Source organism: Acidovorax benzenivorans (assembly GCF_028680575.1).
GTDB classification, from domain to species: domain Bacteria; phylum Pseudomonadota; class Gammaproteobacteria; order Burkholderiales; family Burkholderiaceae_C; genus Acidovorax; species Acidovorax benzenivorans.
The window spans coordinates 1-22,179 of the sequence record NZ_JAPCKI010000010.1 but is presented as its reverse complement, the minus strand read 5'-3'; the positions used below and the strand labels follow the sequence as shown (position 1 = coordinate 22,179).

The window sequence follows — 22,179 nt, the reverse complement described above, 5'->3', positions numbered from 1 at the left end:
GGATGCTATTTTGCGTAAATTGCGAAGCATGATAACCCCCACCGGCACCATCGAACTGACGGAGATCGTCTTCCCCGCAGAGGCCAACCACTACGGCACGCTGTTTGGCGGCAACGCCCTGCAGCTCATGGCCAAGGCGGCGTTTCTGGCAGCGCGCGGGGCCGCAGCCCGTGATGTGGTGATGGCGGGTGTGACCGATGTGCGCTTTCTGGCTCCCGTGCCCGTGGGCCATGTGCTCACGCTGCGCGCCTGGGTCACCCGCATCGGCCGCAGCTCCCTCACCGTGTGTGTGACCGGCCTGGCCGCCACGCTGGGCTCGCCACCGGAAGAGGTACTGAAGGGGATTTTTGAAATGGTGGCGGTGGATGGCAAGGGCCGCCCTGTCCCCATCACCAACGCTTATTTGAACCAGGAGACCGCATGACCACTACCACCACCGCAGACACCCCGGGCTTCAAGCCCAAAAAATCCGTGGCCCTGTCGGGCGTGACGGCAGGCAACACCGCCCTGTGCACCGTGGGCCGCACGGGCAACGACCTGCACTACCGTGGCTATGACATCCTGGACATTGCCGAGGTCTGCGAGTTTGAAGAGATTGCCCACCTGTTGGTGCACAGCAAGCTGCCCACCCACGCCGAACTCAAGGCTTACAAGGCCAAACTCAAGGCCCTGCGCGGCCTGCCCATGAGTGTGAAACACGCGCTGGAGCAACTGCCCGCCGCAAGCCACCCCATGGATGTGATGCGCACGGGCGTGTCGGCCCTGGGCTGCGCCCTGCCCGAAAAGGACGACCACAACCTGCCTGGTGCGCGCGACATTGCCGACCGGCTCATGGCATCGCTGGGTTCCATGCTGCTGTACTGGTACCACTGGGCCAGCTCGGGCCGCCGCATCGAGGTGGAGACCGACGACGACTCCATCGGCGCGCACTTCTTGCACCTGCTGCACGGCACCCCACCCAGCCCCGCCTGGGAGCGTGCGATGCACACCTCGCTCAACCTGTATGCCGAACATGAGTTCAACGCGTCCACCTTCACGGCCCGCGTGGTGGCAGGCACGGGCAGCGACATGTATTCGGCCATCACCGGCGCCATCGGTGCGCTGCGGGGCCCCAAGCATGGCGGCGCGAACGAGGTGGCTTTCGAGATCCAGAAGCGCTATGACAGCCCCGCCGAGGCCGAGGCCGACATCCGCCGCCGCGTGGAGGCCAAGGAGGTCGTGATCGGATTCGGCCACCCGGTCTACACGGTGAGCGACCCGCGCAACGCCGTCATCAAGGGCGTGGCGCGCAGCCTGTCTGAAGACGCCGGCAGCACCAAGATGTTCGACATTGCCGAGCGGCTGGAGACCGTGATGTGGGAGGTGAAAAAAATGTTCCCCAACCTCGACTGGTTCAGCGCCGTGAGCTACCACATGATGGGTGTGCCCACCGCCATGTTCACGCCGCTGTTCGTGATTGCGCGCACCAGCGGCTGGGCGGCGCACATCATCGAGCAGCGGCAGGACAACAAGATCATCCGGCCCAGCGCGAACTACACCGGGCCCGAAGACCTGGCGTTCGTGCCGATCCAGGACCGCAAGTAAAACAAGACGCCCCCAGCTCCCTGCCCCACGTTCATGAACACTCTGTATCGCAAAAAGCTGCACGGCACGCAGCTCGACTACTTTGATGCCCGCGAGGCCGTCGAATCTCTGCAACCGGGCGCCTGGGCCACCCTGCCCTACACCGCCCGGGTCCACGCCGAAAACATCGTGCGCCGCGCCGATCCGGCCACCATCAACGACTGCCTGTACCAGCTCATCGAGCGCAAACGCGACCGCGACTTCCCCTGGTACCCGGCGCGCGTGGTCTGCCACGACATCCTGGGTCAGACGGCGCTGGTGGATCTGGCGGGCCTGCGCGATGCGATTGCCAAGGAGGGCGGCGACCCGGCCCAGGTGAACCCTGTGGTGCCAGTGCAGCTCATCGTGGACCACTCGCTGGCCGTGGAGTGTGGCGGGTTCGACCCCGACGCTTTCACCAAGAACCGCGCCATCGAAGACCGCCGCAACGAAGACCGCTTCCACTTCATCGAGTGGACCAAAAAAGCCTTTGCCAATGTGGATGTGATCCCGGCGGGGAACGGGATCATGCACCAGATCAATCTGGAAAAGATGTCGCCCGTGGTCCATGCCGACCGGGGCGTGGCCTACCCCGACACCTGCGTGGGCACCGACAGCCACACACCGCATGTGGACGCCCTGGGCGTGATCGCCATCGGCGTGGGCGGCCTGGAGGCCGAGAGTGTGATGCTGGGCCGCGCATCGATGATGCGGCTGCCCGAGATCGTGGGCGTGCAGCTGACCGGCCAGCGCCAGGACGGCATCACCGCCACCGATGTGGTGCTGGCGCTCACCGAGTTTTTGCGCAAGGCCAAGGTGGTGGGCGCGTACCTGGAGTTCTTTGGCGAAGGCGCCGCCAAGCTCACCATTGGCGACCGCGCCACCATCTCGAACATGGCGCCCGAATACGGCGCCACGGCAGCCTTGTTCAGCATCGACGAACAGACGCTGGAGTACCTGACACTGACGGGCCGCGAGGCAAGCCAAGTAAAGCTGGTCGAGACCTATGCCAAGGCGGCGGGTTTGTGGTCTGACACCCTCAAAGATGCGGTCTACGCGCGCAACCTGGTGTTCGATCTGTCTACCGTGGTGCGCAACCTGGCCGGCCCCTCCAACCCCCACGCTCGTGTGGCCACGTCCGACCTGGCCGCCCGAGGCATTGCAGGCCCGTGGACCATGCCCTCGCCCAGCCAAGGCACGATGCCCGACGGCGCCGTGGTCATCGCCGCCATCACCAGCTGCACCAACACCAGCAACCCGCGCAACGTCATCGCCGCCGCGCTGCTGGCGCGCAACGCCAACCGGCTGGGCCTCACGCGCAAGCCCTGGGTCAAGACCTCGCTGGCGCCCGGCTCCAAGGCAGTGGAGCTGTATTTGAAGGAAGCGGGCTTGCTGGCCGACCTGGAAAAGCTGGGTTTTGGCATCGTGGCCTTTGCCTGCACCACCTGCAACGGCATGAGTGGCGCGCTGGACCCTGCCATCCAGCAGGAGATCATCGACCGCGACCTGTACGCCACCGCCGTGCTCTCAGGCAACCGCAACTTTGACGGGCGCATCCACCCCTATGCCAAGCAGGCGTTTCTGGCCTCGCCGCCCCTGGTGGTGGCCTATGCGATTGCGGGTACCGTGCGTTTTGACATCGAGAAGGACGTGCTGGCGGTCATTGGTGGCAAGGAGATCCGTCTCAAGGACCTGTGGCCCGGCGACGAAGAAATCGACGCCGTGGTGAAGACTGCGGTGAAACCCGCGCAGTACCGCGCCGTGTACGACCCCATGTTTGCCATACGCCACGACGATGGCCAGCGCGTGTCGCCGCAATACGACTGGCGCGCGCAGTCCACCTACATCCGCCGCCCGCCCTACTGGGACACGGAAGGCATCGGCGCGCTGGCTGCCCACCCGCGCACGTTGAAAGGCATGCGCCCGCTGGCCATCCTGCCCGACAACATCACCACCGACCACCTGTCACCGTCGAACGCCATCCTGCCGGACAGCGCGGCGGGCGAATACCTCGCGCACATGGGCGTGCCCGAAGAGGACTTCAACTCCTACGCTACGCACCGGGGCGACCACCTTACCGCCATGCGGGCCACGTTTGCCAACCCTCAGCTCGTCAACGAAATGGCCGCGGTCGATGGCCAGGTGAAAAAGGGATCACTCGCCCGCGTGGAGCCCGAAGGCCGGGTCATGCGCATGTGGGAGGCGATGGAAACGTACCTAAACCGCCGCCAGCCGCTCATCATCATTGCCGGTGCCGACTACGGCCAGGGGTCCAGCCGCGACTGGGCCGCCAAGGGCGTGCGGCTGGCGGGGGTGGAGGTAGTAGTGGCCGAGGGCTTTGAACGCATCCATCGCACCAACCTGATTGGCATGGGGGTGTTGCCGCTGGAGTTTCACGCGGGGGTCAATCGCGTCACGCTGGGGCTGGATGGGACGGAGATTTTTGGCGTGGAGGGCGACCTGCAGGCGGGCGCCACGGTGACGCTGGTCATCCGCCGCAAACACGGCGACGTGGTGAAGGTGCCCATGCGCTGTCGGCTGGACACTGCGGAGGAAGTCTCGGTGTACGAAGCGGGCGGTGTCTTGCAGCGCTTTGCGCAGGACTTTTTAGCCAAAGCACGGTCCAGCGCATGTGCACAAAGCGCAAGCAGCTATCAAAATTGATAATCCCCCCATGACAACCGCCTCTACCACCCACCCCGCGCCACAAATCAAGATCGCCGCCACCTACCTGCGCGGCGGCACCAGCAAAGGCGTGTTCTTCAAGCTGCAGGACCTGCCCGTCGCAGCGCAGCAACCCGGCGCCGTGCGCGACGCCATTCTGCTGCGCGTGCTGGGCAGCCCCGACCCCTATGGCAAACAGATCGACGGCATGGGCAATGCGTCGTCCAGCACCAGCAAGGCCGTGATCTTGAGCCGCAGCACGCGGCCCGACCACGATGTGGACTATTTGTTTGGCCAGGTCAGCATCGACCAACCCTTTGTGGACTGGAGCGGCAACTGCGGCAACCTCTCGGCCGCCGTGGGCCCCTGTGCCATCCACATGGGCCTGATCGACGCGGCGCGCATCCCCGCCAACGGCACGGCCACCATCCGCATCTGGCAGGCCAACATCGGCAAAACCATCGTCACCCACGTGCCCATCACAGACGGCCAGGTGCAGGAAACCGGCGATTTCGAACTCGACGGTGTGACCTTTGCTGCGGCAGAAGTGGCGCTGGAGTTCATCGACCCGGCCGCCGAGGGCGACGGCAACGACGGCAATGCTGGCGCCATGTTCCCGACCGGGCATCTCGTTGACGAGCTGGACGTTCCTGGCGTAGGCCGCATTTCCGCCACGCTCATCAACGCGGGCATCCCCACCATCTTCCTGAACGCCCAAGACCTGGGCTACACCGGCCGCGAACCCCAAGCCGCCATCAACGAAGACGCCCACGCGCTGGCCCGGTTTGAAGCCATTCGCGCCCAGGGCGCCCTACACATGGGCCTGATCCAGCACGAGTCAGAAGCCACCAACCGCCAGCACACCCCCAAAATTGCTTTCGTGGCGCCTCCCTCCAGCTACACCACATCCAGCGGCAAAGAGGTAAATGCGAGGGATGTGGACCTGCTCGTGCGCGCCCTTTCCATGGGCAAACTGCACCACGCCATGATGGGTACCGCCGCGGTCGCCATCGGCGTGGCGGCAGCCATCCCTGGCACGCTGGTCCACCGGGCCGCTGGTGGCGCGGAGGACGCAGGCGCGATCCATGGGGGCGGCGCCCCGCGCCAATCTGTGCGTTTTGGCCACCCCTCCGGCACCCTGCGCGTGGGCGCCGAGACCGCCCTGGTAGACGGCCAGTGGCAGGTCACCAAAGCCATCATGAGCCGCAGCGCGCGGATTTTGATGGAAGGCTGGGTGCGGGTGCCGGGGGATGTGTTGGTGGAGAGGTGAACGGTTGGCGCTGCGGCGTTATCCGGATGCCTAAACCTGGCACGTGATGGTTTGGCTTTCCGGTGCCTAGGATGTGTCGCGACACCGCCTGCGCTCGTAGCAAGACCGTTGCAGCGCGCCCCTACAACCATGCACAAAATGCCCCCGCGCTTGATGTCAAGCGCTGGCAGCCACAAAAGAGAAGCAACTACCCACGGGGCGCATCGTGTCGCGCGCGCCCTACCCCTTCATCCGGCGCCACAGTGTCGCCCGGCTGATCCCCAAAATCTCGCACGCCTGCCGCTGGTCACCTCCCACCGATGCAAGCACCTCGCGCACGCGCTGCTGCTCTGCGCGGTGGCGGGTGTCTTTGAGCGGCAGCGGGATGGCCGGGGCATTGTCGGGAGCCGCCAGCGGCACAGGCTCGGTGCATTCGGGGAACACCTCCAGCAGCCGCGCAGCGTCTACCCCGCCCTGCGCGCTCCATACATAGTTTTGGCATGCCAGCAAGCGCTCAGTCCAGTTCTCCAGCTCGCGCACGTTGCCGGGCCATGGGTAGGCGACTGTGCGCTGCAGCACGGTGGTCAGTAGCGTGTGGGCGACAGCGGCATTTCTGGCTTCTTGCGCGGCATCGGGGGCATGAGCGGTTGAGGCTTTCAGGCGGCGCTGCAGCAGTGTCTGTGCGAGCTGGGCCACGTCGCTGGTTGCGCGCTCGCGCAGCGCGGGCGTGGCCAGGCGCAACACGGCCAAGCGGTAGTACAGGTCGCGGCGGAACAGTCCTTTGCCGACCTGCATGCCCAGGTCGGCGTGGGTGGCGGCAATCACGCGCACATCCACCGGCACGGGCGTGGTGGAGCCCACGCGCAGCACTTCGCGCTCTTGCAGCACGCGCAGCAGGCGCGACTGCAGCGCCAGCGGCATGTCGCCGATTTCGTCGAGAAACAAGGTGCCGGTATGCGCCGCTTCGATCAACCCAGTCTTGCCTCCCCGGCGCGCCCCGGTGAAGGCGCCTTCTTCGTAGCCAAAAAGCTCGCTCTCCAGCAGGCTCTCGCCTAAAGCGGCGCAGTTCACGGCCAAAAAGGGCTGCGCTGCGCGGCGACTGGCGCGGTGGATACCTTGGGCCACCAGTTCTTTGCCGGTGCCGCTCTCGCCCATGATGAGCACGGTGGCATCACTGCCGGCGCACTGGCGCGCCAGCGCCCGCAGGCGCACCACGGCAGGGCTGTCGCCCACATAGTCATCGATGCGCCAGCGCACCCCCGAGCCACGCTGGCGCTGGTTGGCGCGCAGGTGGCGGTCGGCGTTCTGGATGACCGATGGGTCGCGGCACACCAGCAGCGCACCGGTGAGCACGCCGTTTTCAACAATAGGTGCGCGGCGCACGACCTGGGTGCGCAGAGCCAACTGCACTACTTCTTCGCTGCTTTCGCGCTGCTGCAGCGTAGCCGCCATGTCCAGTTGTGGGGCCACATCGTCCAGGGCGCGGCCGTGCAACTGCCCGGCCGGTGTGCCCAGCAAGGCCGCCATGGTGGGGTTGAGCGCCTGTATGCGCTGATCGCAATCCACCGCCACCACGCCGTCTTGCAGTTGACTCAGAATCGTCTCCAGCCGCTGGTGGCGGGCGCGCTCGGCCAGACGATGGCGGGCCAGCAGCACGGCCTCGTTCAAGGCCTGCAGCACGGCATCGTCTGAATACAGCAGCACACTGGCTATGCCAGCCTCTTGCGCCAGGTCGGCTACCAGGCCCGGCGCCACCACGGCGCCAATGCCTGCGGCCCGCATGGCCTGCACGCAACTGTGCGCATCTTCTGGCCCGTGATAGCTGAACTGGGCAATGCCCACACCAAATTGCGCATCAAACCGGGCCAGCAGATCCGACGGCCCGTCCAACGTGACCAGGCCCACACGCGGCGACAGCGCGCGCGCCCTGGCCAGCGCGCCCAACAAGTCAAAGCCGCGCACCTCGATCATCGCCACGGGAATGTCCACGCGCTCGCGTATCCAGGCGCCACTGGCCCCGGCCACCACCAGTGCGTCGATCGGCGTGCGCGCATGCAGCGCCAGCAGGGCGTCAACAGCGGTGTCGAACGACGCGCTGATGTGCGCAACACGCGCTTGGTGTGCAATGCCTCCGGCCAAGCGCTCCAGCACGCGGCCAATGCGATGGCGCCCCACGGTGACGATGTGGGGCATAGCCATTTCAGGCGACTGCAACATTGATTCATTCATGCAATGAATTATTTCATTATTGAAACACCACGCCCATCCAGAAGATCCGATCACGGTGGGTCTTTTTGAAAAAATGCTGTGCGGTCAAGCACTTACCCCACGCCGCAGACCCCCCTGGATGCTTGGCACACGCATTGCAAAGACCGGACACAACGACCTTTTACGGAGACACCCATGACATTGATCCACCGCACCACGCTGGTCTGCGCCGCTTTCGCGGCCTGCGGGCTGCTGACTACGCGAGTCGAGGCGCAAGAAGCCTGGCCCAGCAAGCCTATCCGCCTGGTCGTGCCGTTCGCAGCAGGAGGCGCCAACGACCTGATGGCACGGGCTGCGGCCGAGGGGGCCTCCAAAATTCTCGGGCAGCCCATCGTGGTGGACAACCGAGCGGGCGCGGGCGGCACCGTGGGCGCCGACATCGTGGCCAAGGCGGCGCCTGATGGCTACACGCTGCTGGTCAGCGCGGCTGGGGTGATCTCCAACAGCATGATCAAGAAGACCATGCCCTTCAAGGACGATGCGCTCACGCCGCTGGTCATGATCGGGCTGGCCCCTTCGGTGATCGTGGTGCCCAAAAACGCGCCGTACAACAACCTGCGCGACTTTGTCGAGGCGTCCAAAAAGGGCCAAGGGTTTAACTTTGCCACGGCCGGCACCGGCAGCACGCCCCACTTTGTGGCCGAGATGCTGAACGTGAAATACGGAGCACAACTGCAGCCCGTGCCCTACAAGAGTGGAGGAGAAAGCACCACCGCCGTGTTGGGTGGCCAGGTGGAAGGCACATCCGAGGCCAGCATCATTGCCCTGCCCCATATCCTGAAGGACGGCAGGTTCAAAGCCTTGGCGACGACGTGGACGCAGCGCATCTCGGCCTACCCCCAGTTGTCCACCGCCGTGGAACAGGGGTTTGCAGACGTGCAGATCGCGCACTGGGCGGGCATCCACGCGCCCACGGGCACACCCGCCACCGTGCTGGATAAGGTGGCCGCCGCCGTAGACAAAGCCATGCATGAACCCGCCACGGTCGCAAAACTCACCGGTCTGGGCATTGAGCCGATCGGCGGCACGCGTGCCGAATTCGTGGTGTTTGTGGACGCCGAGCGCAAGCGACTGGGCGAAATCGTCAAGGCAGCGCGCATGCAGGAAAAATAATCGAATTCATCAAAATATATAGCACATGACGCTTCATACACGGGCGCTGGAGTCCGAAAACGCCCCGATTCCCAAAGCTATTAAATCGACGCGCCAATCCATGATTTCGCTCCAAACCACACTTCTCGCAACCGTGCAATCCACCTTGCGCGGCGCCACGGCGCTGTCTGTCGCCATCGCAGCCTGCGCCCTGGTGGGCGCACCCCATCTGGCCAGAGCCCAGGGTGCCGACGCCTGGCCCACGCGCACCGTGCGCCTCATCGTCCCGTATGCCGCAGGGGGTTATGCAGACACGCGCGCTCGCCTGATTGCCGAACAACTAGGCAAGGCACTGGGACAACCCGTCATCGTGGACAACCGGGGCGGCGCGGGAGGCGTCACGGGCACCGATGCCATCGCCAAGGCCACCGACGGCCACACCTTTGGCTTTGGCTCCCCGGGCCCACTGGTCACCAACCCCATGCTGATGAAGAAGATGCCGTATGACGCCAAAACGGCGCTCAAGCCCATCATCCTGATCGAAGAGGCGCCGCTGTTCCTCACCACCGCTCTGAACCAGCCGTTCAAGAACGTGCAGGAGCTAGTGGCCTTTGCCAAGGCCAAGCCGGGAGAGCTGACATTTGGCTCGTCGGGTGTGGGTGGCGCACACCACCTGTCAGGCGAGCTGCTTGCCTATCAGACAAACACGCAGATGACGCATGTGCCCTACAAGGGCGGCTCGCTGGCAGCGGCAGACCTGATGGGCGGACACCTGGCCATGATGTTTGAGATGGGGTACTCGGCCCTGCCGTCCATCAAAGCCAAAAAGATCAACGCCCTGGCCGTATCGAGCAAAAAGCGCCTGGCTGTTTTGCCCGATGTGCCAACGCTGGATGAAGCCGGTATCAAAGGCTTCGAGTCGTACAACTGGCTGGGCATGATCGCCCCCGCCAGCACGCCACCCGCCTTGATCGCCAAGCTCAATCAGGCTGTCAACAACGCCCTCAAGAATGACCTTGCGCTACGCGAAATGATTGAAAGCAGCGGTGGCTTGATCGCGGGCGGAACGCCCGAGGCGTATGGCAAGTTTCTCGATGCCGAACGCGCCAAGTGGGAGCCCGTGATCAAGGCGGCCAAGATCTCACTGGACTGAGCGAGTCCGCATCAACCCCTTTTTCGCAAAGAACCATGAATACCAAACAACAACTCAAAGCCCTGGCCCAGGCCCGCCGTGGCGTCATCGTGCCCGGCGCGTTCAACGCCCTCTCTGCCCGCGTGGTGGCTGACCTGGGCTTTGAAGCCATCTACATCACCGGCGCGGGCGTCACCAACATGTGGTTTGGCCTGCCGGACCAGGCCTTCATGGGGCTGACCGACATTGCCGACCACACGGCGCGCATCCGCGACGCGGTGGAGCTACCGCTCATCGTCGATGCTGACACCGGCTTTGGCAACGCGCTCAACACCTACCATGCGGTGCGCACGCTGGAACGCGCGGGGGCCGACTGTATTCAGTTGGAAGACCAGGTCAGCCCCAAACGCTGCGGGCACTTCAACGGCAAGGACGTGATCAGTACCGACGAAATGCTCGGCAAGATCAAGGCCGCCGTCGACGCACGCCGAGACCCGGACACCCTCATCCTGGCCCGCACCGATGCCTGCGCCACCCAGGGCTTTGAGGCCGCCGTGGAGCGTGCCCAGCGTTTTCAGGAGGCGGGTGCCGACATCCTGTTTGTCGAGGCCGTCACCTCGCTGGACGAGATCCGCGCCCTGCCCCAGCGGCTGGCGGCGCCGCAGTTGATGAACATGGTGATCGGCGGCAAGACCCCCATCACCAGCGCTGAAGAACTGGCGGGCCTGGGCTACGGCCTGGTGTTGTATGCCAACGCGGCGCTGCAAGGCGCGGTGGCGGGCATGCAAAAGGCGTTGACCGTGCTGCGCGACAACCAGCGCATCGACGAGGACCCTGTGCTGGTGGCGCCGTTCGCAGAGCGCCAGCGGCTGGTGCGCAAGGCCGACTGGGATGCGCTGGAGACAAAGTACGCCAGGCCGTAGCGCCGCGCACGGGGCCAGCACCCGTCGCGTTTTTACCCCAGGGGCCGCACAAGCCACCGGGGCCGGGCACAATGGGCTTTTCCAGCACACCGTGCGCGCTGCCCCATGCAAAGCATTTCTTCGTTCAACCTGGTGGACCTGTTGCTTGATGCCGTCTGCGTTGTCCAGGTGGACAGCACGATTGTGTTTGTCAGCCCGGCGTTCGAGCGCATCTTTGGCTACGCACCCGACGAAGTGATCGGCAAGCGCATGCTGGACCTGGTGCACCCCGATGACCTGGCAGCCACGCAGCATCAGGCCCAGATCGTGACACAGGGCGAGCTGCAGCTGCAGTTTGAGAACCGCTATGTGCGCAAGGACGGCTCCATTGCCCACATCCGCTGGACGGCCCGCTGGCTGCCCGACATGCAGGTGCGGCTGGCCGTGGCGCATGACATCACCGAGCGCAAAGCCACCGAATCGATGCAGGCGGTGATCTATGCCATCTCCGAAGCCGCGCACACCACGCACAACCTGCAGGCGCTGTTCCTGCATATTCACCAGATTGTTGGCGGCCTGTTGCCCGCCACCAATTTTGCGGTGGCCCTGTACGACCCACACGACGACCGGCTGAGCTTTCCGTACCACGTGAACGAGCATCTGCCCGCGCCCGAGCCCATGGCACTGGCTGAAGACGCGCGTTATGCGGAGGTGATCCGTGGCGGCGCCACCTTGCTGCTCACGCCAGACGCCTTGGTAGCGAAGGCTACCCACTGGCGCCCCGCATCGCATGCCGCCCAGGCGGCTACCGCTGCGGCACCAGGGGCGCAGGGGCCGCTGTACTGGCTGGGCGTTCCCTTGCAGACGCAGCGCGGTCCGCTAGGAGCGCTGGTGCTGCAAAGCTATACCGAACAAGGCCGCTACACCGACAAGGACAAGGAGCTGCTGCAGTTCGTCTCCACCCAGGTGGCGGCCGCCATTGAACGCAAGCAGATGTATGAGCGCCTGGAACACATGGCGCAGTACGACCAGCTCACGCACCTGCCCAACCGCCAGTTGTTTCTGGACCGGCTCAAGACAGCCCTGGCCCGCGCGCGGCGCGAGCAGACGCTGCTGTCGCTGCTGTTCATTGACCTGGACCGCTTCAAGGAAGTGAACGACACGCTGGGCCACGCCATGGGCGACCTGCTGCTGCAGCGGGTGGCACAGCGGCTGCTCGAATGCGTGCGGGCGTCCGATACCGTGGCGCGGCTGGGGGGCGATGAATTTGTGGTGCTGCTCGAGGGCGGCCAGGCCCGCGAGCACGCCACCACAGCCGCCAACAAGATACTCGCCGCCTTTGGCCAGGACTTCGACCTCGAAGGCCAGCGCCTCTACATCCAGCCCAGCATCGGCGTGGCCATCTACCCCGAGCATGGCGGCGAAGAGCACCACCTGCTGGGCCACGCCGACGAGGCCATGTACCTGTCCAAGCGCAACGGCGGAAACCAGGTGCGGGTGGCGCTGGTGTCCCAGCATTCCTGATGTCCATGTTGCCAGCCCGTGTTGCACACGTCCGCCCCTGGCTCTGAGGCGACTTCGGTGGGGGCATACAAAGGAACCAAGGCGCTCTTACTGCAGTTGGCGGTGCGGTTGGGACTGGCTGGGGCGGCCTTGCCGGTGGCCCTTTCCGTCACGCTGATGCTCTATCCGGTGTGGTCATGGCTGGAGCGCACGACAGGCATCGAAAGCGTGGGCCACAGCGGACCGGCCAGCTGGTGCTACATGGCCGTGTGGGTGCCAATGGCCGCGGCCCTGCTGCTGCCCCCACTGTGGCGCCTGGCCAAGGCACTCTTGCACAAGCCAGATGGCCACGCAGACACATAGGGGTTCTTGGGCCGGAGCCCACCGCCGCAGGCATATCACCGCACAATGCGGCCTGGCATTCGCACCCCCCGGCCGGATGCTCTGGCCCATCACTGGGTCACTTCACCACACTCGGCGCCCAGCGCCACACACCCATGCTCTACAACGCCTTGAAGCTTGTCCATGTCCTGTCCATCATCGTGTGGGTGGGGGGCATGGTGTTCGCTCATTTCTTTCTGCGGCCTGCCGCGCAAGCGCTGGAGCCGCCGCAGCGCGTGCGGTTGATGCATGACGTGATGCAGCGTTTTTTTGCGGCAGTGACCGTCGCGGTGGCGGTGGCGTTGGTCAGCGGCCTATGGATGATCGGCCGCGCGGCCAAGCAGGCCGTCCAGACCGGCGGGGTGTTCTCCATGCCGCTGGACTGGACCATCATGGCCACGCTGGGCCTGGTGATGATGGCCATCTTCGGCCACATTCGCTTTGCGCTGTTCAGGCGCCTGCAGCACGCCGTGGCGGCGTCGGACTGGCCCAGCGGTGCCAAGGCCCTGGGCAGCATCCGCAGCTGGGTGGGCGTGAATCTAGCGCTGGGCGTGGTGATCATCGTGGTCACGCTGCTGGTCTAGCCGCCAGCTAGCCTCCATCCCCCCGCCGAGCAGCCCCATGTTGATGGGCCCACGGGCCGCCGCACTGCGCGGCGGCACCCGCTATGTGGCCCCAGGAGTTTTGACGTTGTTCCGTTTTTTCGAAAGCCGGCTTCCCCCCTATCCCGCTGCAGAGCCACACTTGCCACCCAAGGCCTTTTTGGCGTTTGTGTGGGACGGCACCCGTGGCCTGCGAGGCTATGTGGCCGCCATGGCGGGCCTGTCTGCGGCCATTGCCATTTATGAAGCGCTGCTGTTTGCGGTGCTGGGCCATGTGGTGGACTGGATTGCCACTACCGCCCCCGGCGCGCTGTGGGCCGAGCGCCAAGGCGCGCTGATCGGTATCACCGCCCTGCTGTTGACCTCCGTGGTGCTGGTGGCGCTTCAGACCAGCATCAAACACCAGGTGCTGGCTATCAACTTTCCGCTGCGCCTGCGCTGGAACTTCCACCGGCTGATGCTGGGCCAGAGCATGGCCTTCTACGCCGACGAGTTTGCAGGCCGCATCACCACCAAGATCATGCAGACCGCGCTGGCCGTGCGCGACATGATCTTCACGACGACCGACGTGGTGATCGGCATGGGCATCTACCTGGTGACCATCCTGGTGCTGTTGGCGGGCTTTGATGCGCGGTTGCTGCTGCCGTTTGCCGCGTGGATGGTGGCCTATGGCCTGGCCTGCTGGTACTTTGTGCCGCGCCTGGGCCAGGTAGGCAAGCAGCAGGCCGATGCGCGCTCGGTGATGACCGGGCGCATCACCGACGCCTACACCAACATCGCCACCGTCAAGCTGTTTTCACACACGCGGCGTGAGTCTGAGTTTGCGCGCGCGGCCATGGACGCCTTCAAGCTCACCGGCTACGCGCAGATGCGCCTGGTGAGCCTGTTCGAGATCGTCAACCAGTTGCTGGTGGTGGCGATGATCCTGGGCGCCTGCGGCACCGCGTTGTGGCTGTGGTCAGCGGGCGAGGTGGGCGCAGGCGCCGTGGCCGCCGTCACCGCCATGACGCTGCGCGTATCCGGCCACGCGCACTGGGTGATGTGGGAGATGACCACCTTGTTCGAGAGCGTGGGCACCATCCAGGACGGCATCAACACACTGACCAGGCCACGCGCCGTGGTCGATGCGCCCGATGCCCGCCCCCTGGCCGTGACGCAGGGCGAGGTGCGTTTCGAAAACATGAGCTTTGCCTACGGCACCGGGCCACAGGCCAAGCCCGTTATCGATCAGCTCAACCTGACCATCCGCCCCGGTGAAAAGATCGGGCTCATTGGCCGCTCGGGTGCGGGCAAGTCCACGCTGGTCAACCTGCTGCTGCGTTTTCACGATGTGCAGTCGGGCCGCATTCTCATCGATGGGCAGGACATTGCCCATGTCACCCAGGACAGCCTGCGCCGCCACATCGGCATGGTCACGCAAGACACGTCTCTGCTGCACCGCTCCATGCGCGACAACATCCTGTATGGCCGCCCGGATGCCAGCGAGGCCGACCTGCACCAGGCGGCCGAGCGCGCCGAGGCGGCAGACTTCATCGCCACACTCACCGACCTGCAGGGCCGCACCGGCTACGACGCCCATGTGGGCGAACGCGGCGTCAAGCTCTCGGGTGGCCAGCGCCAGCGTGTGGCCATTGCACGCGTGATGCTGAAAGACGCGCCCATCCTGCTGCTGGACGAAGCCACCAGCGCGCTCGACTCCGAGGTGGAAGCGGCCATCCAGCAAAGCCTGGACGGCTTGATGCACGGCAAGACGGTGATCGCCATTGCCCACCGCCTGTCCACCATTGCCGCCATGGACCGCCTCATCGTGATGGACGCGGGCCGCATTGTGGAAGAAGGCACACACGCGCAGCTGCTGGGCCAGGGCGGCGTGTATGCCCGGCTGTGGGGCCACCAGAGCGGCGGGTTCCTGGGCGAATCGGAAGAAGACTGAGTCGGCGAGGACGGACACGAGCCGCATGGGCGACACGCTGTCGCGCACGCGGCTGTGCGGCGGGTGTGTTGTCCCTACGGTGGCGGGTTTCAACCACCGGATGGAATCGCACTGATGATCAAAGTCACCGCCGTTTACCGCTGGCGTGAAGGCGCCACCTTCAACCACAACTACTACCACTCCGAGCACATGCGCATCGCCCGCGCAGCATTGCAGCCGCTGGGCCTGGTGCGGCTGGAGAGCGACCGTGTTCTCTACCCTGGCGAGCCGCGCCCTGGCCAGATCGTGGCGCTGACCAACGCGTTCTTCAGCGACCTGAAGCAGGCCCAAACGGCCGCCAAGGCGACGATGACCGAACTGTCGGCAGACATTCCCAACTACACCAACATCCAGCCCGAATCGTACTTTGCGCAGATGCTGGAGCACCCTGTGACCGCCTGACTGCCTCGGGGGTATGCGGTGGTTGGGTCCGCCACTACCCGCGTTCGCGCAAGGCCTTGAAGAGCAGGCCCAGGCACACGCCCATGCCCAGCAAAGGGATGGCGGCCAGCGCGGCGACCACCGCGCGCGCCAGGGGCGACCAGTCAAAGTCGCGCGCCGTGCGCCAGGCGCCCAGCGCGGCGATCAGGCCCAGCACCAACATGCCCATGCGAAAGCTGGCTCCGGGCTTGAAGAACGCCATCAGCAATGCCCCGTTGGCCACACCGATGCCCAGCGCCGCATGACCCAGGTGCCAGGCAAACGCAGAGGTGGAGCGCCCGTAGCGGGAATCTTCATACGCATCGTCTTCGTCTCCTTCATCGCTGCGATGTGTCTGACCCGTGCGGCTGCGTGAGGGCCTGGGAGCCTGCGAGCGCGAAGTCTGGGGCTGGGGCGGCCTGGCTGTGGCTGGTGAGGGCTGGGCTCCGTCACCCCGCCCCCACTCGCCTGCGGACAGACCCGCCGCTGCCGCTGCACCCACCGCCTTGGCGGCTGTCCCACCAGGCGCCGACAGGTTCGGTGCGAGTCCCCGCTCTTGCAGCACGGCACGCAGCCGCCCCGGCTCGCGCAGTGCCATCACCAGCGCCCGCACGGGCCCCTGCTCTTGCGGCTCGAGGCGCAGGTCGGCCACTTGCATGGTGGTGCCCCGCGTGTTGGCCAGCATGAACAAGGCCTTGGCCACGAGCGCGTCCTTGGGGCCGCCCTTGCCGCTTTCGATGAACGTGCCCAGGTTGTAGGTGGCGTCGGCGTGGCCTGCCTCGGCCGCCTGGGCGTACCAGGCGCGGGCCTGAGCCAGGTTCACGGGGCCGCCATAGCGGCCATGCTCGTCGCTGGTGCCCAGGTGGAACGCAGCGTGCGGGTCTCCCTCGCGGGCGTACCAGCCAGGCAGGTCGCGCAAGGGGTTGCCAGTCCACACCAGGGGCGCTGCGGTACCTGGTGCAGACGAGGCCGCAGCCATGGGCGCCAGGCTGAGGCCGCTGGGCGATTCGGACGCTTCCTGGGCCTGCTTCTTTTGTTGCGCTCGCTGCCGCTGCGCTTGCGCGGCGGCGCTCCACTTGGCGGCCTGCTGGGCGTCCGCCGGTCCGCCCCAGCCGCGCTCGAACATCACGGCCAACAGGCGTTTGGCGGGTTCATGGTCCCAGTCTGCCGCGCGCTGGCACCAGGAGCGCGCGTTCTCGTAGTTGGGCTGCTCCCAGCCGATCACAGTCTCCAGCGCCTGCAGAAAGGCTGCCACCTCGTGGCCCTGGGCCGCTGCGGGCTCCAGGGCGTCTGCAGCTTCAATGCGCTTGCGCGAGCACAAGGCCAGTTGCTCGCTGCGGGCCACAGCGTCATCGACTGCCTTGCGTTCTTCGTCCACGATCTGCAGCAGTGTCTCGCCCGGGGCGGCCTTCAGCCGTGCCATCAGAGCCTGAACGCGGACCTTGGCCTTGTCCGGAAAGCGCTCGTAGAAAGCTTGGGCGTCTTTGCGAGTCTCCGCATCGTGCGCGCCCATGAGCTGTAGGGCAGCCGCCAGATCGAAATGCCTGCGCTGGCCCATGGTGCCAAATCGCAAGGCCCGGCCCAGCGCATACAGCGCATGGGAGTTGCCCCGCGCGGCCCCGCGCCGGTACTCGGCCCAGGCCTTGGCGTCATCGCCCGCCTGCCGCGCACGTAATGCATGGCGCATTTGCAAGTCGGGCTCCTCAGGGGCGTCGCCATTGGCCAGGTAGTGCACGCCACTTTGTGGGTCATACAGATTCAGGCCCAAGCGGGCCGCCTGCTCCCAGCCATCGTCAAACGGCGGACCCCAATCCGGAAAGCGGGTGTTGATGCCCACGCCGAAGGTCGGGTCGGTGATTTCAGGGTCGCCGAGGTAGATGTCCCAGAACCCGGGAAAGCGTTGCTCGACGGCCTGGGCCCATGCTGCGTACTTGGGGTTCAGCGGCACTTTGGGGCCAGCCTCCGCACGCTCGTACTGCGCGTCCGCCTCGGCCTTGGTGGTGGGCCACGGCCAATCGGCGGGCTTTGCCCAGATCTGGATGGTGTAACTCACGGCTCCCTCCTCGGATGCCGCTCGAAATGCGGCTTGTTGTGGGTGTTGACGCTCGTCAAATGAGAGCAAATTCTAGAAGCTCCCCCCGCCAGCATGCGCTGCGGCACTTCTCTGTTTTGTCCAGTGATGTGTCAGCACCACATTCGGATAGCGACTTCCATTTTTTGGGTAAGAATGGGCTGTAGCGCCGGTATTTCATACGCCATAAGCTCCTTTTTTTATAGCAATTCATGTCCACACCACCACTTTCTGTCATGGCCCTTGCGATGCCTGTGCCCACCGGCGAGCAGCTCAAGGCCGCGCGCGTTGCAGCCGGGCTCAGCCAGGCGCAAGCGGCCGAACTCATGGGCTACCCACTGCAGACCGGCAGCCGGGGCGGCGTGCAGTCGCGCACCTGGCAGGCGCTGGAGAGCATGACCGACGAGCGCAACATGCAGGGACCGGTGTTCGCGATGTTTCTGTTGCTCACCGGGCAGCATCCCGATCTCGTGCTCACCCCGCGCTCCCCATCAGCGGACGCACCCGCCCGCGCACAACCCACCACAGCCCCATAAAAAAAGGCGGAACGGCCCGAAGGCAGTTCCGCCAAGTCTCTACAGGGAAAAAAAGGGGTCGCCCGGGCGATCAGTCCACCTTGATGTTGGCGGCCTTGATGACTTGCGCCCACTTCTCGACCTCAGCCTTCTGAAACGCGGCAATCTGGGTCACATTCATGTCGGCTGGCTCCATGCCAAAACCCTTGAGGCGGGTCTGCATGTCGGGCTGGGCGAGGATCTTGCGGATCTCGTCGTGCAGGCGGCTGACCACAGGGGTGGGTGTGCCCGCAGGCACAAAGACAGCCTGCCAGGACTGCACCTCAAAGTCCTTGAGCTCGGCCACACCCGACTCTGCCACCGTGGGCACATCGGGCATGGAAGCCAGGCGCTTGGACGATGTGACCGCAATGGCGCGCAGCTTGCCGCTCTGGATGTGGGGGGCGGCCACCACGGTGGTGTCGAACATCATGTCAACCTGACCGCTGATCACGTCCTGGATGGCGGGGCCGCTGCCCTTGTAGGGGATGTGCGTGAACTTCACGCCCGATTTGTAGGCCAACAGCTCCACCGCTAGGTGCTGCGAGCTGCCTGTGCCAGCCGACGCCGACGACAAGCCGCCCTGCTTGCCCTTGGCGGCCGTCAGCACGTCTTTCAAGGTTTTGTAGGGACTTGCGGCGGACACCACCAGCACCACCGGGTTCGTGCCGATCAGCGTGACGGGGCTGAACGACTTGATGGGGTCGTAGCCCAGCTTGGGGTACAGGCTGATGTTGATGGCATGCGAGCTGACGGTACCGCCCAGCAGCGTGTAGCCATCCGGGGCCGAGCGCGCGGCCGCCTCAGAGCCAATGCTGCCTGCCGCACCGCCCTTGTTCTCCACCACCACCGTGGTGCCCAGGGCTGTGCCGAGTTGCTGGCCGATCAGGCGCGCCAGGGTATCGGTGGTGCCACCCGCTGCAAAGGGCACCACGTAGCTGATGGGCTTGCCGGTGGGCCAGGTGGTCTGGGCCATGGCGGGAAGCGCCGTCAGCGCGCCTGCGGCTGCCAGGGCTGCGGATTGGACCAGGGTTCTGCGTTGCATGTGTTTGTCTCCTAGGGGTAATAAAAGGGGGGACGATGAGCGAGGGGGCCTGCGAAGGCCGTGTTGTCGGTGCAGCCCGTGAACCCACGCCCTTACTCGCTCAGGGCATATCGACGATCTCGATCCAGTTGGGGTTCTTGCCCACCGGAATGCGGGTGGGTATGCCGGGAAGCCCCGTCACTGCGTCAATGGTGTGCAGTGCGACATGGTGAGACTCCTGTCCTGCAGTGATAAGGAAGCGGCCCGATGCATCCACCGCAAAACCGCGCGGAGTCTTTTCAGTGGGCACTTGGCCCAGGGGCTGAAGCTGGCCGGTGGTGGCATCAACGCGAAAACTGCTCAGCGTGCTGGAGGTGCGCTCGGACGCATACAGCGTGCGACCGTCAGGCGACAGGTGAATGTCTGCAGCCCAGGGCTTGCCGGTAAAGCCAGCAGGCAATGCGGTGGAGCGTTGCAGCGGGCGCAGCGTGCCACGCTCCTTGTCGTAGGCCATCACATGCACGGCGGCATCCAGCTCGTCCAGCAGATACAGGTGGCGCTGGTCGCGGCTCCAGACAAAGTGGCGGGGGCCGGACTTTTCGGGCGCCACCGGGGTCAGCGCGGGCTCGTGCGCAGTGAGCTTGCCGGTCTCGGCATCGAACTTCCAGGCCACCAGGTGGTCGCCACCCAGGCTGGTGGCAAAGACATGGCGGTTGGCCGCGTCCACATGGATGGCGTGCGCGTTGGGCGCGGTGGGGATGAGTTGCTGCACAGCCCCCACCACCCCATCCTTGCCGATGCTGTTGACCGTGATCTTGTGCCCAGGGTAGGAGGCCGCAAACAGCCAGCGCCCGGTGGCGTCGGTGTCGATGTTGGCCATGCTGTCCGCCAGTGGCGCCTCGCCCAGCTTGCGCAGCTTGCCGCTGGCCGGGTCAATGGCCAGGCTGACCACCCGAAACGGCTGCGAGCGTAGCGCCACATACAGAACACGCTTGTCCGGGCTGACGGCCATGGGCATGGCGGTACCGCCCAGCGCAGTGGTGTCCACCGGCTTGAGCGTTCCTGCGGTGCGGTCCAGTTCCAGAACAGACACATCCTGGCTGTCGGCATTGGCCACATACACCCAGGTGGCGGCCTGCACCACCTGCGCGCCCAGCACGGCAGTGACGGCCAGCACCACGGGAGCGGCCCGGCGGCGGATGCGAAATGCGATGGTCATGCAAAGTCCTCTGGTAGTGGCTGCACTGCGGCTCCGAAGTGCGCTGGCCATCGTGGTTGCTGTGGTTCGGCTGCGCGGCTTAGAAGCCACCTGAAGGGTGGAAAATCGACGGTGCATCAGACGCTTGTGATATGTCGTCATACAACAAGACTCGCATTCTTACTCAGGTCTGGCATGGACGGGGAAAGGGATTACCCGAAGTGATACGGGACTTTGGAACCCACTCCAAACGGAGCTTTCAAGCGCAATTTACGCCTGCAAATCTCAGTACAAACCCTGGAATTCCATTGAATGCACCAGGAACACTCAGAGGATAGGTTGTATTTTTCTCGGCCTAGTTGTACGATGACTAACAACATCAACACACAGAGACAATTCATGAGCCTGCAACGTCGCGCCCTCCTCCTGGCCTGTACCGCCGCACTGGCTGCGGCATCCGCCACGGCACAGACCGCCGACTGGCCCAGCAAGACCCTGCGCATCGTGGTGCCCTACCCGCCAGGAGGCAGCTCGGACATCATTGCGCGCTCGATCAGCCAGGCCATGTCCGAGGCGCTCAAGCAATCGGTAATCGTCGAAAACAAACCCGGTGCCAACGGCAACCTGGGCGCTGACTTTGTCAGCAAGGCCGAGCCCGACGGCTACACCATGCTGCTGTGCGACGTGGGCGCGCTGGCGATTAGCCCATCGGTCTACACCAAGCTGTCGTTCGACCCATCCAAGGACCTGCGCGGCGTGACCATGCTGGCCTACTCGCCCCACCTGCTGGTGGTGCACCCCTCGGTGCCGGTCAGCAATCTCAAGGAACTGGTGGCGTACTCGAAAAAGAACGACCTGAACTTTGCCGTCACCGCCACCGGCAGCGCCCCCCACGTCGCAGGTGTGGCACTGGAGCGAGCCGCCGGTGCACGCTGGCAGTACATCCCCTACAAGGGCGGCGTCACCGCCATCCAGGACACCGTGGCGGGCCAGACCCAGGTGCTGATGAACGGCATGCTGGCCACCCTGCCCCAGGTGCAGAACGGCAAGCTCAAGGTGCTGGGCGTCTCCAAGGCCACGCGCATGCCGCTGATCGGCGACGTGCCCACCATTGCGGAGCAGGGCGTTCCCGGCTTCGAGTCGGGCACCTGGCAAGGCATTCTGGTGCCGCGTGGCACGCCAGAAGCCGTGGTGCAAAAGCTCAACAAGGCGCTCATCACCGCCATTCGCGCGCCGGAGATCCGCTCCCGCCTGGCTGGCCAGGGCGCCGAGGTGGTGACCATGACCCCCGCCGAGCAAGACCAGTTCTTCGCCAAGGAGCGCTCGCGCTGGGCCAGCGTGGTGAAGGCCGCCAACATCAAGCTGGATTGAGCCCCCTGCTCCCGCTTCTCCATTTTCCTGTTAACCCCCCGCACTGACATGACCCCGCAAGAACTCAAATCCATCATGGGCTCCGGCCTGCTGTCCTTCCCCATCACCGACTTTGACGAGCAGGGCAACTTCCGCCCCAAGACCTACATCGAGCGCCTGGAGTGGCTGGCCCCC

At 65.2% G+C, this 22,179-nt stretch carries 18 protein-coding genes and 1 pseudogene; 15 read left to right on the top strand and 4 right to left on the bottom strand.

From position 1 onward, the window contains the following. Nucleotides 1-28: 28 nt before the first annotated feature. From OIN59_RS16750 to prpF, 4 genes are read left to right on the top strand one after another with little or no spacing between them, the layout of a single operon-like run. On the top strand, nucleotides 29-424 hold the full coding sequence (locus OIN59_RS16750) for an acyl-CoA thioesterase (protein ID WP_274112209.1): 396 nt from the start codon (nucleotides 29-31) through the stop codon (nucleotides 422-424). Then, nucleotides 421-1,584 (top strand): bifunctional 2-methylcitrate synthase/citrate synthase, encoded by a 1,164-nt coding sequence (prpC, locus tag OIN59_RS16745; protein WP_274112208.1) that lies wholly within the window; start codon nucleotides 421-423, stop codon nucleotides 1,582-1,584. The genes OIN59_RS16750 and prpC overlap by 4 nt, the downstream gene beginning before the upstream one ends. Before the next feature lie 33 nt (nucleotides 1,585-1,617). After that, nucleotides 1,618-4,266 (top strand): Fe/S-dependent 2-methylisocitrate dehydratase AcnD, encoded by a 2,649-nt coding sequence (acnD, locus tag OIN59_RS16740; RefSeq protein WP_274112207.1) that lies wholly within the window; start codon nucleotides 1,618-1,620, stop codon nucleotides 4,264-4,266. Between the two features lie 10 nt (nucleotides 4,267-4,276). Then, nucleotides 4,277-5,536 (top strand): 2-methylaconitate cis-trans isomerase PrpF, encoded by a 1,260-nt coding sequence (prpF, locus tag OIN59_RS16735; protein WP_274112206.1) that lies wholly within the window; start codon nucleotides 4,277-4,279, stop codon nucleotides 5,534-5,536. Between the two features lie 219 nt (nucleotides 5,537-5,755). On the opposite strand, the gene prpR is transcribed toward prpF, so the two are convergent. Continuing rightward, entirely contained in the window at nucleotides 5,756-7,714 is a 1,959-nt protein-coding gene (gene prpR, locus OIN59_RS16730; RefSeq protein WP_274112205.1) for a propionate catabolism operon regulatory protein PrpR, read from the bottom strand. A 204-nt stretch (nucleotides 7,715-7,918) separates the two neighbouring features. Here prpR and OIN59_RS16725 point away from each other — a divergent pair, with 204 nt between their 5' ends. From OIN59_RS16725 to OIN59_RS16690, 8 genes are all read left to right on the top strand, one after another. After that, nucleotides 7,919-8,896 (top strand): Bug family tripartite tricarboxylate transporter substrate binding protein, encoded by a 978-nt coding sequence (locus tag OIN59_RS16725; RefSeq protein ID WP_274112204.1) that lies wholly within the window; start codon nucleotides 7,919-7,921, stop codon nucleotides 8,894-8,896. A 100-nt stretch (nucleotides 8,897-8,996) separates the two neighbouring features. Continuing rightward, a complete protein-coding gene (locus tag OIN59_RS16720; protein ID WP_274112203.1) occupies nucleotides 8,997-10,028 on the top strand; it encodes a Bug family tripartite tricarboxylate transporter substrate binding protein in 1,032 nt (343 codons plus the stop codon). Between the two features lie 35 nt (nucleotides 10,029-10,063). Further along, nucleotides 10,064-10,930, top strand: coding sequence for an isocitrate lyase/PEP mutase family protein (locus OIN59_RS16715; protein WP_274112202.1), 867 nt, complete (start codon nucleotides 10,064-10,066; stop codon nucleotides 10,928-10,930). Between the two features lie 105 nt (nucleotides 10,931-11,035). Continuing rightward, a complete protein-coding gene (locus OIN59_RS16710; RefSeq protein WP_274112201.1) occupies nucleotides 11,036-12,433 on the top strand; it encodes a sensor domain-containing protein in 1,398 nt (465 codons plus the stop codon). A gap of 18 nt (nucleotides 12,434-12,451) precedes the next feature. Then, nucleotides 12,452-12,775: a hypothetical protein gene (locus OIN59_RS16705; protein WP_274112200.1), complete on the top strand. Its 324-nt coding sequence runs from the start codon at nucleotides 12,452-12,454 to the stop codon at nucleotides 12,773-12,775. A gap of 134 nt (nucleotides 12,776-12,909) precedes the next feature. Beyond that, on the top strand, nucleotides 12,910-13,377 hold the full coding sequence (locus OIN59_RS16700) for a CopD family protein (RefSeq protein ID WP_274112199.1): 468 nt from the start codon (nucleotides 12,910-12,912) through the stop codon (nucleotides 13,375-13,377). A gap of 106 nt (nucleotides 13,378-13,483) precedes the next feature. Then, nucleotides 13,484-15,328 (top strand): ABC transporter ATP-binding protein, encoded by a 1,845-nt coding sequence (locus OIN59_RS16695; protein ID WP_274112301.1) that lies wholly within the window; start codon nucleotides 13,484-13,486, stop codon nucleotides 15,326-15,328. Between the two features lie 114 nt (nucleotides 15,329-15,442). Next, the gene (locus OIN59_RS16690; RefSeq protein WP_274112198.1) at nucleotides 15,443-15,769 is read left to right on the top strand and encodes an EthD family reductase; all 327 of its coding nucleotides are present in this window, start codon (nucleotides 15,443-15,445) and stop codon (nucleotides 15,767-15,769) included. 34 nt (nucleotides 15,770-15,803) lie between these two features. On the opposite strand, the gene OIN59_RS16685 is transcribed toward OIN59_RS16690, so the two are convergent. Beyond that, a complete protein-coding gene (locus OIN59_RS16685; RefSeq protein WP_274112197.1) occupies nucleotides 15,804-17,840 on the bottom strand; it encodes a tetratricopeptide repeat protein in 2,037 nt (678 codons plus the stop codon). A 254-nt stretch (nucleotides 17,841-18,094) separates the two neighbouring features. Between OIN59_RS16685 and OIN59_RS16680 the strand changes: the two genes are divergently transcribed. Further along, on the top strand, nucleotides 18,095-18,394 hold the full coding sequence (locus tag OIN59_RS16680) for a helix-turn-helix domain-containing protein (protein ID WP_274112196.1): 300 nt from the start codon (nucleotides 18,095-18,097) through the stop codon (nucleotides 18,392-18,394). Between the two features lie 70 nt (nucleotides 18,395-18,464). Here the strand turns inward: OIN59_RS16680 and OIN59_RS16675 are convergent, their stop codons facing one another. Continuing rightward, on the bottom strand, nucleotides 18,465-19,457 hold the full coding sequence (locus tag OIN59_RS16675) for a Bug family tripartite tricarboxylate transporter substrate binding protein (protein ID WP_274112195.1): 993 nt from the start codon (nucleotides 19,455-19,457) through the stop codon (nucleotides 18,465-18,467). A 100-nt stretch (nucleotides 19,458-19,557) separates the two neighbouring features. Further along, on the bottom strand, nucleotides 19,558-20,655 hold the full coding sequence (locus OIN59_RS16670; protein ID WP_274112194.1) for a lactonase family protein: 1,098 nt from the start codon (nucleotides 20,653-20,655) through the stop codon (nucleotides 19,558-19,560). Between the two features lie 378 nt (nucleotides 20,656-21,033). On the opposite strand from OIN59_RS16670, the gene OIN59_RS16665 reads away from it, so the two are divergent. Both OIN59_RS16665 and OIN59_RS16660 read left to right on the top strand, forming a co-directional pair. Next, entirely contained in the window at nucleotides 21,034-22,005 is a 972-nt protein-coding gene (locus tag OIN59_RS16665) for a Bug family tripartite tricarboxylate transporter substrate binding protein (protein ID WP_274112193.1), read from the top strand. A gap of 48 nt (nucleotides 22,006-22,053) precedes the next feature. Beyond that, nucleotides 22,054-22,179, top strand: a pseudogene (locus tag OIN59_RS16660) (5-dehydro-4-deoxyglucarate dehydratase); the annotation flags it as partial.

Coding starts and splice junctions, on each gene's coding strand:
- prpF (WP_274112206.1), top strand. CDS start 4,277: ATGACAACCGCCTCTACCACCCACCCCGCGCCACAAATCAAGATCGCC.
- OIN59_RS16725 (WP_274112204.1), top strand. CDS start 7,919: ATGACATTGATCCACCGCACCACGCTGGTCTGCGCCGCTTTCGCGGCC.
- OIN59_RS16710 (WP_274112201.1), top strand. CDS start 11,036: ATGCAAAGCATTTCTTCGTTCAACCTGGTGGACCTGTTGCTTGATGCC.
- OIN59_RS16750 (WP_274112209.1), top strand. CDS start 29: ATGATAACCCCCACCGGCACCATCGAACTGACGGAGATCGTCTTCCCC.
- prpC (WP_274112208.1), top strand. CDS start 421: ATGACCACTACCACCACCGCAGACACCCCGGGCTTCAAGCCCAAAAAA.
- acnD (WP_274112207.1), top strand. CDS start 1,618: ATGAACACTCTGTATCGCAAAAAGCTGCACGGCACGCAGCTCGACTAC.
- OIN59_RS16665 (WP_274112193.1), top strand. CDS start 21,034: ATGAGCCTGCAACGTCGCGCCCTCCTCCTGGCCTGTACCGCCGCACTG.
- OIN59_RS16670 (WP_274112194.1), bottom strand. CDS start 20,655: ATGACCATCGCATTTCGCATCCGCCGCCGGGCCGCTCCCGTGGTGCTG.
- OIN59_RS16690 (WP_274112198.1), top strand. CDS start 15,443: ATGATCAAAGTCACCGCCGTTTACCGCTGGCGTGAAGGCGCCACCTTC.
- prpR (WP_274112205.1), bottom strand. CDS start 7,714: ATGGCTATGCCCCACATCGTCACCGTGGGGCGCCATCGCATTGGCCGC.
- OIN59_RS16700 (WP_274112199.1), top strand. CDS start 12,910: ATGCTCTACAACGCCTTGAAGCTTGTCCATGTCCTGTCCATCATCGTG.
- OIN59_RS16720 (WP_274112203.1), top strand. CDS start 8,997: ATGATTTCGCTCCAAACCACACTTCTCGCAACCGTGCAATCCACCTTG.
- OIN59_RS16715 (WP_274112202.1), top strand. CDS start 10,064: ATGAATACCAAACAACAACTCAAAGCCCTGGCCCAGGCCCGCCGTGGC.
- OIN59_RS16680 (WP_274112196.1), top strand. CDS start 18,095: ATGGCCCTTGCGATGCCTGTGCCCACCGGCGAGCAGCTCAAGGCCGCG.
- OIN59_RS16675 (WP_274112195.1), bottom strand. CDS start 19,457: ATGCAACGCAGAACCCTGGTCCAATCCGCAGCCCTGGCAGCCGCAGGC.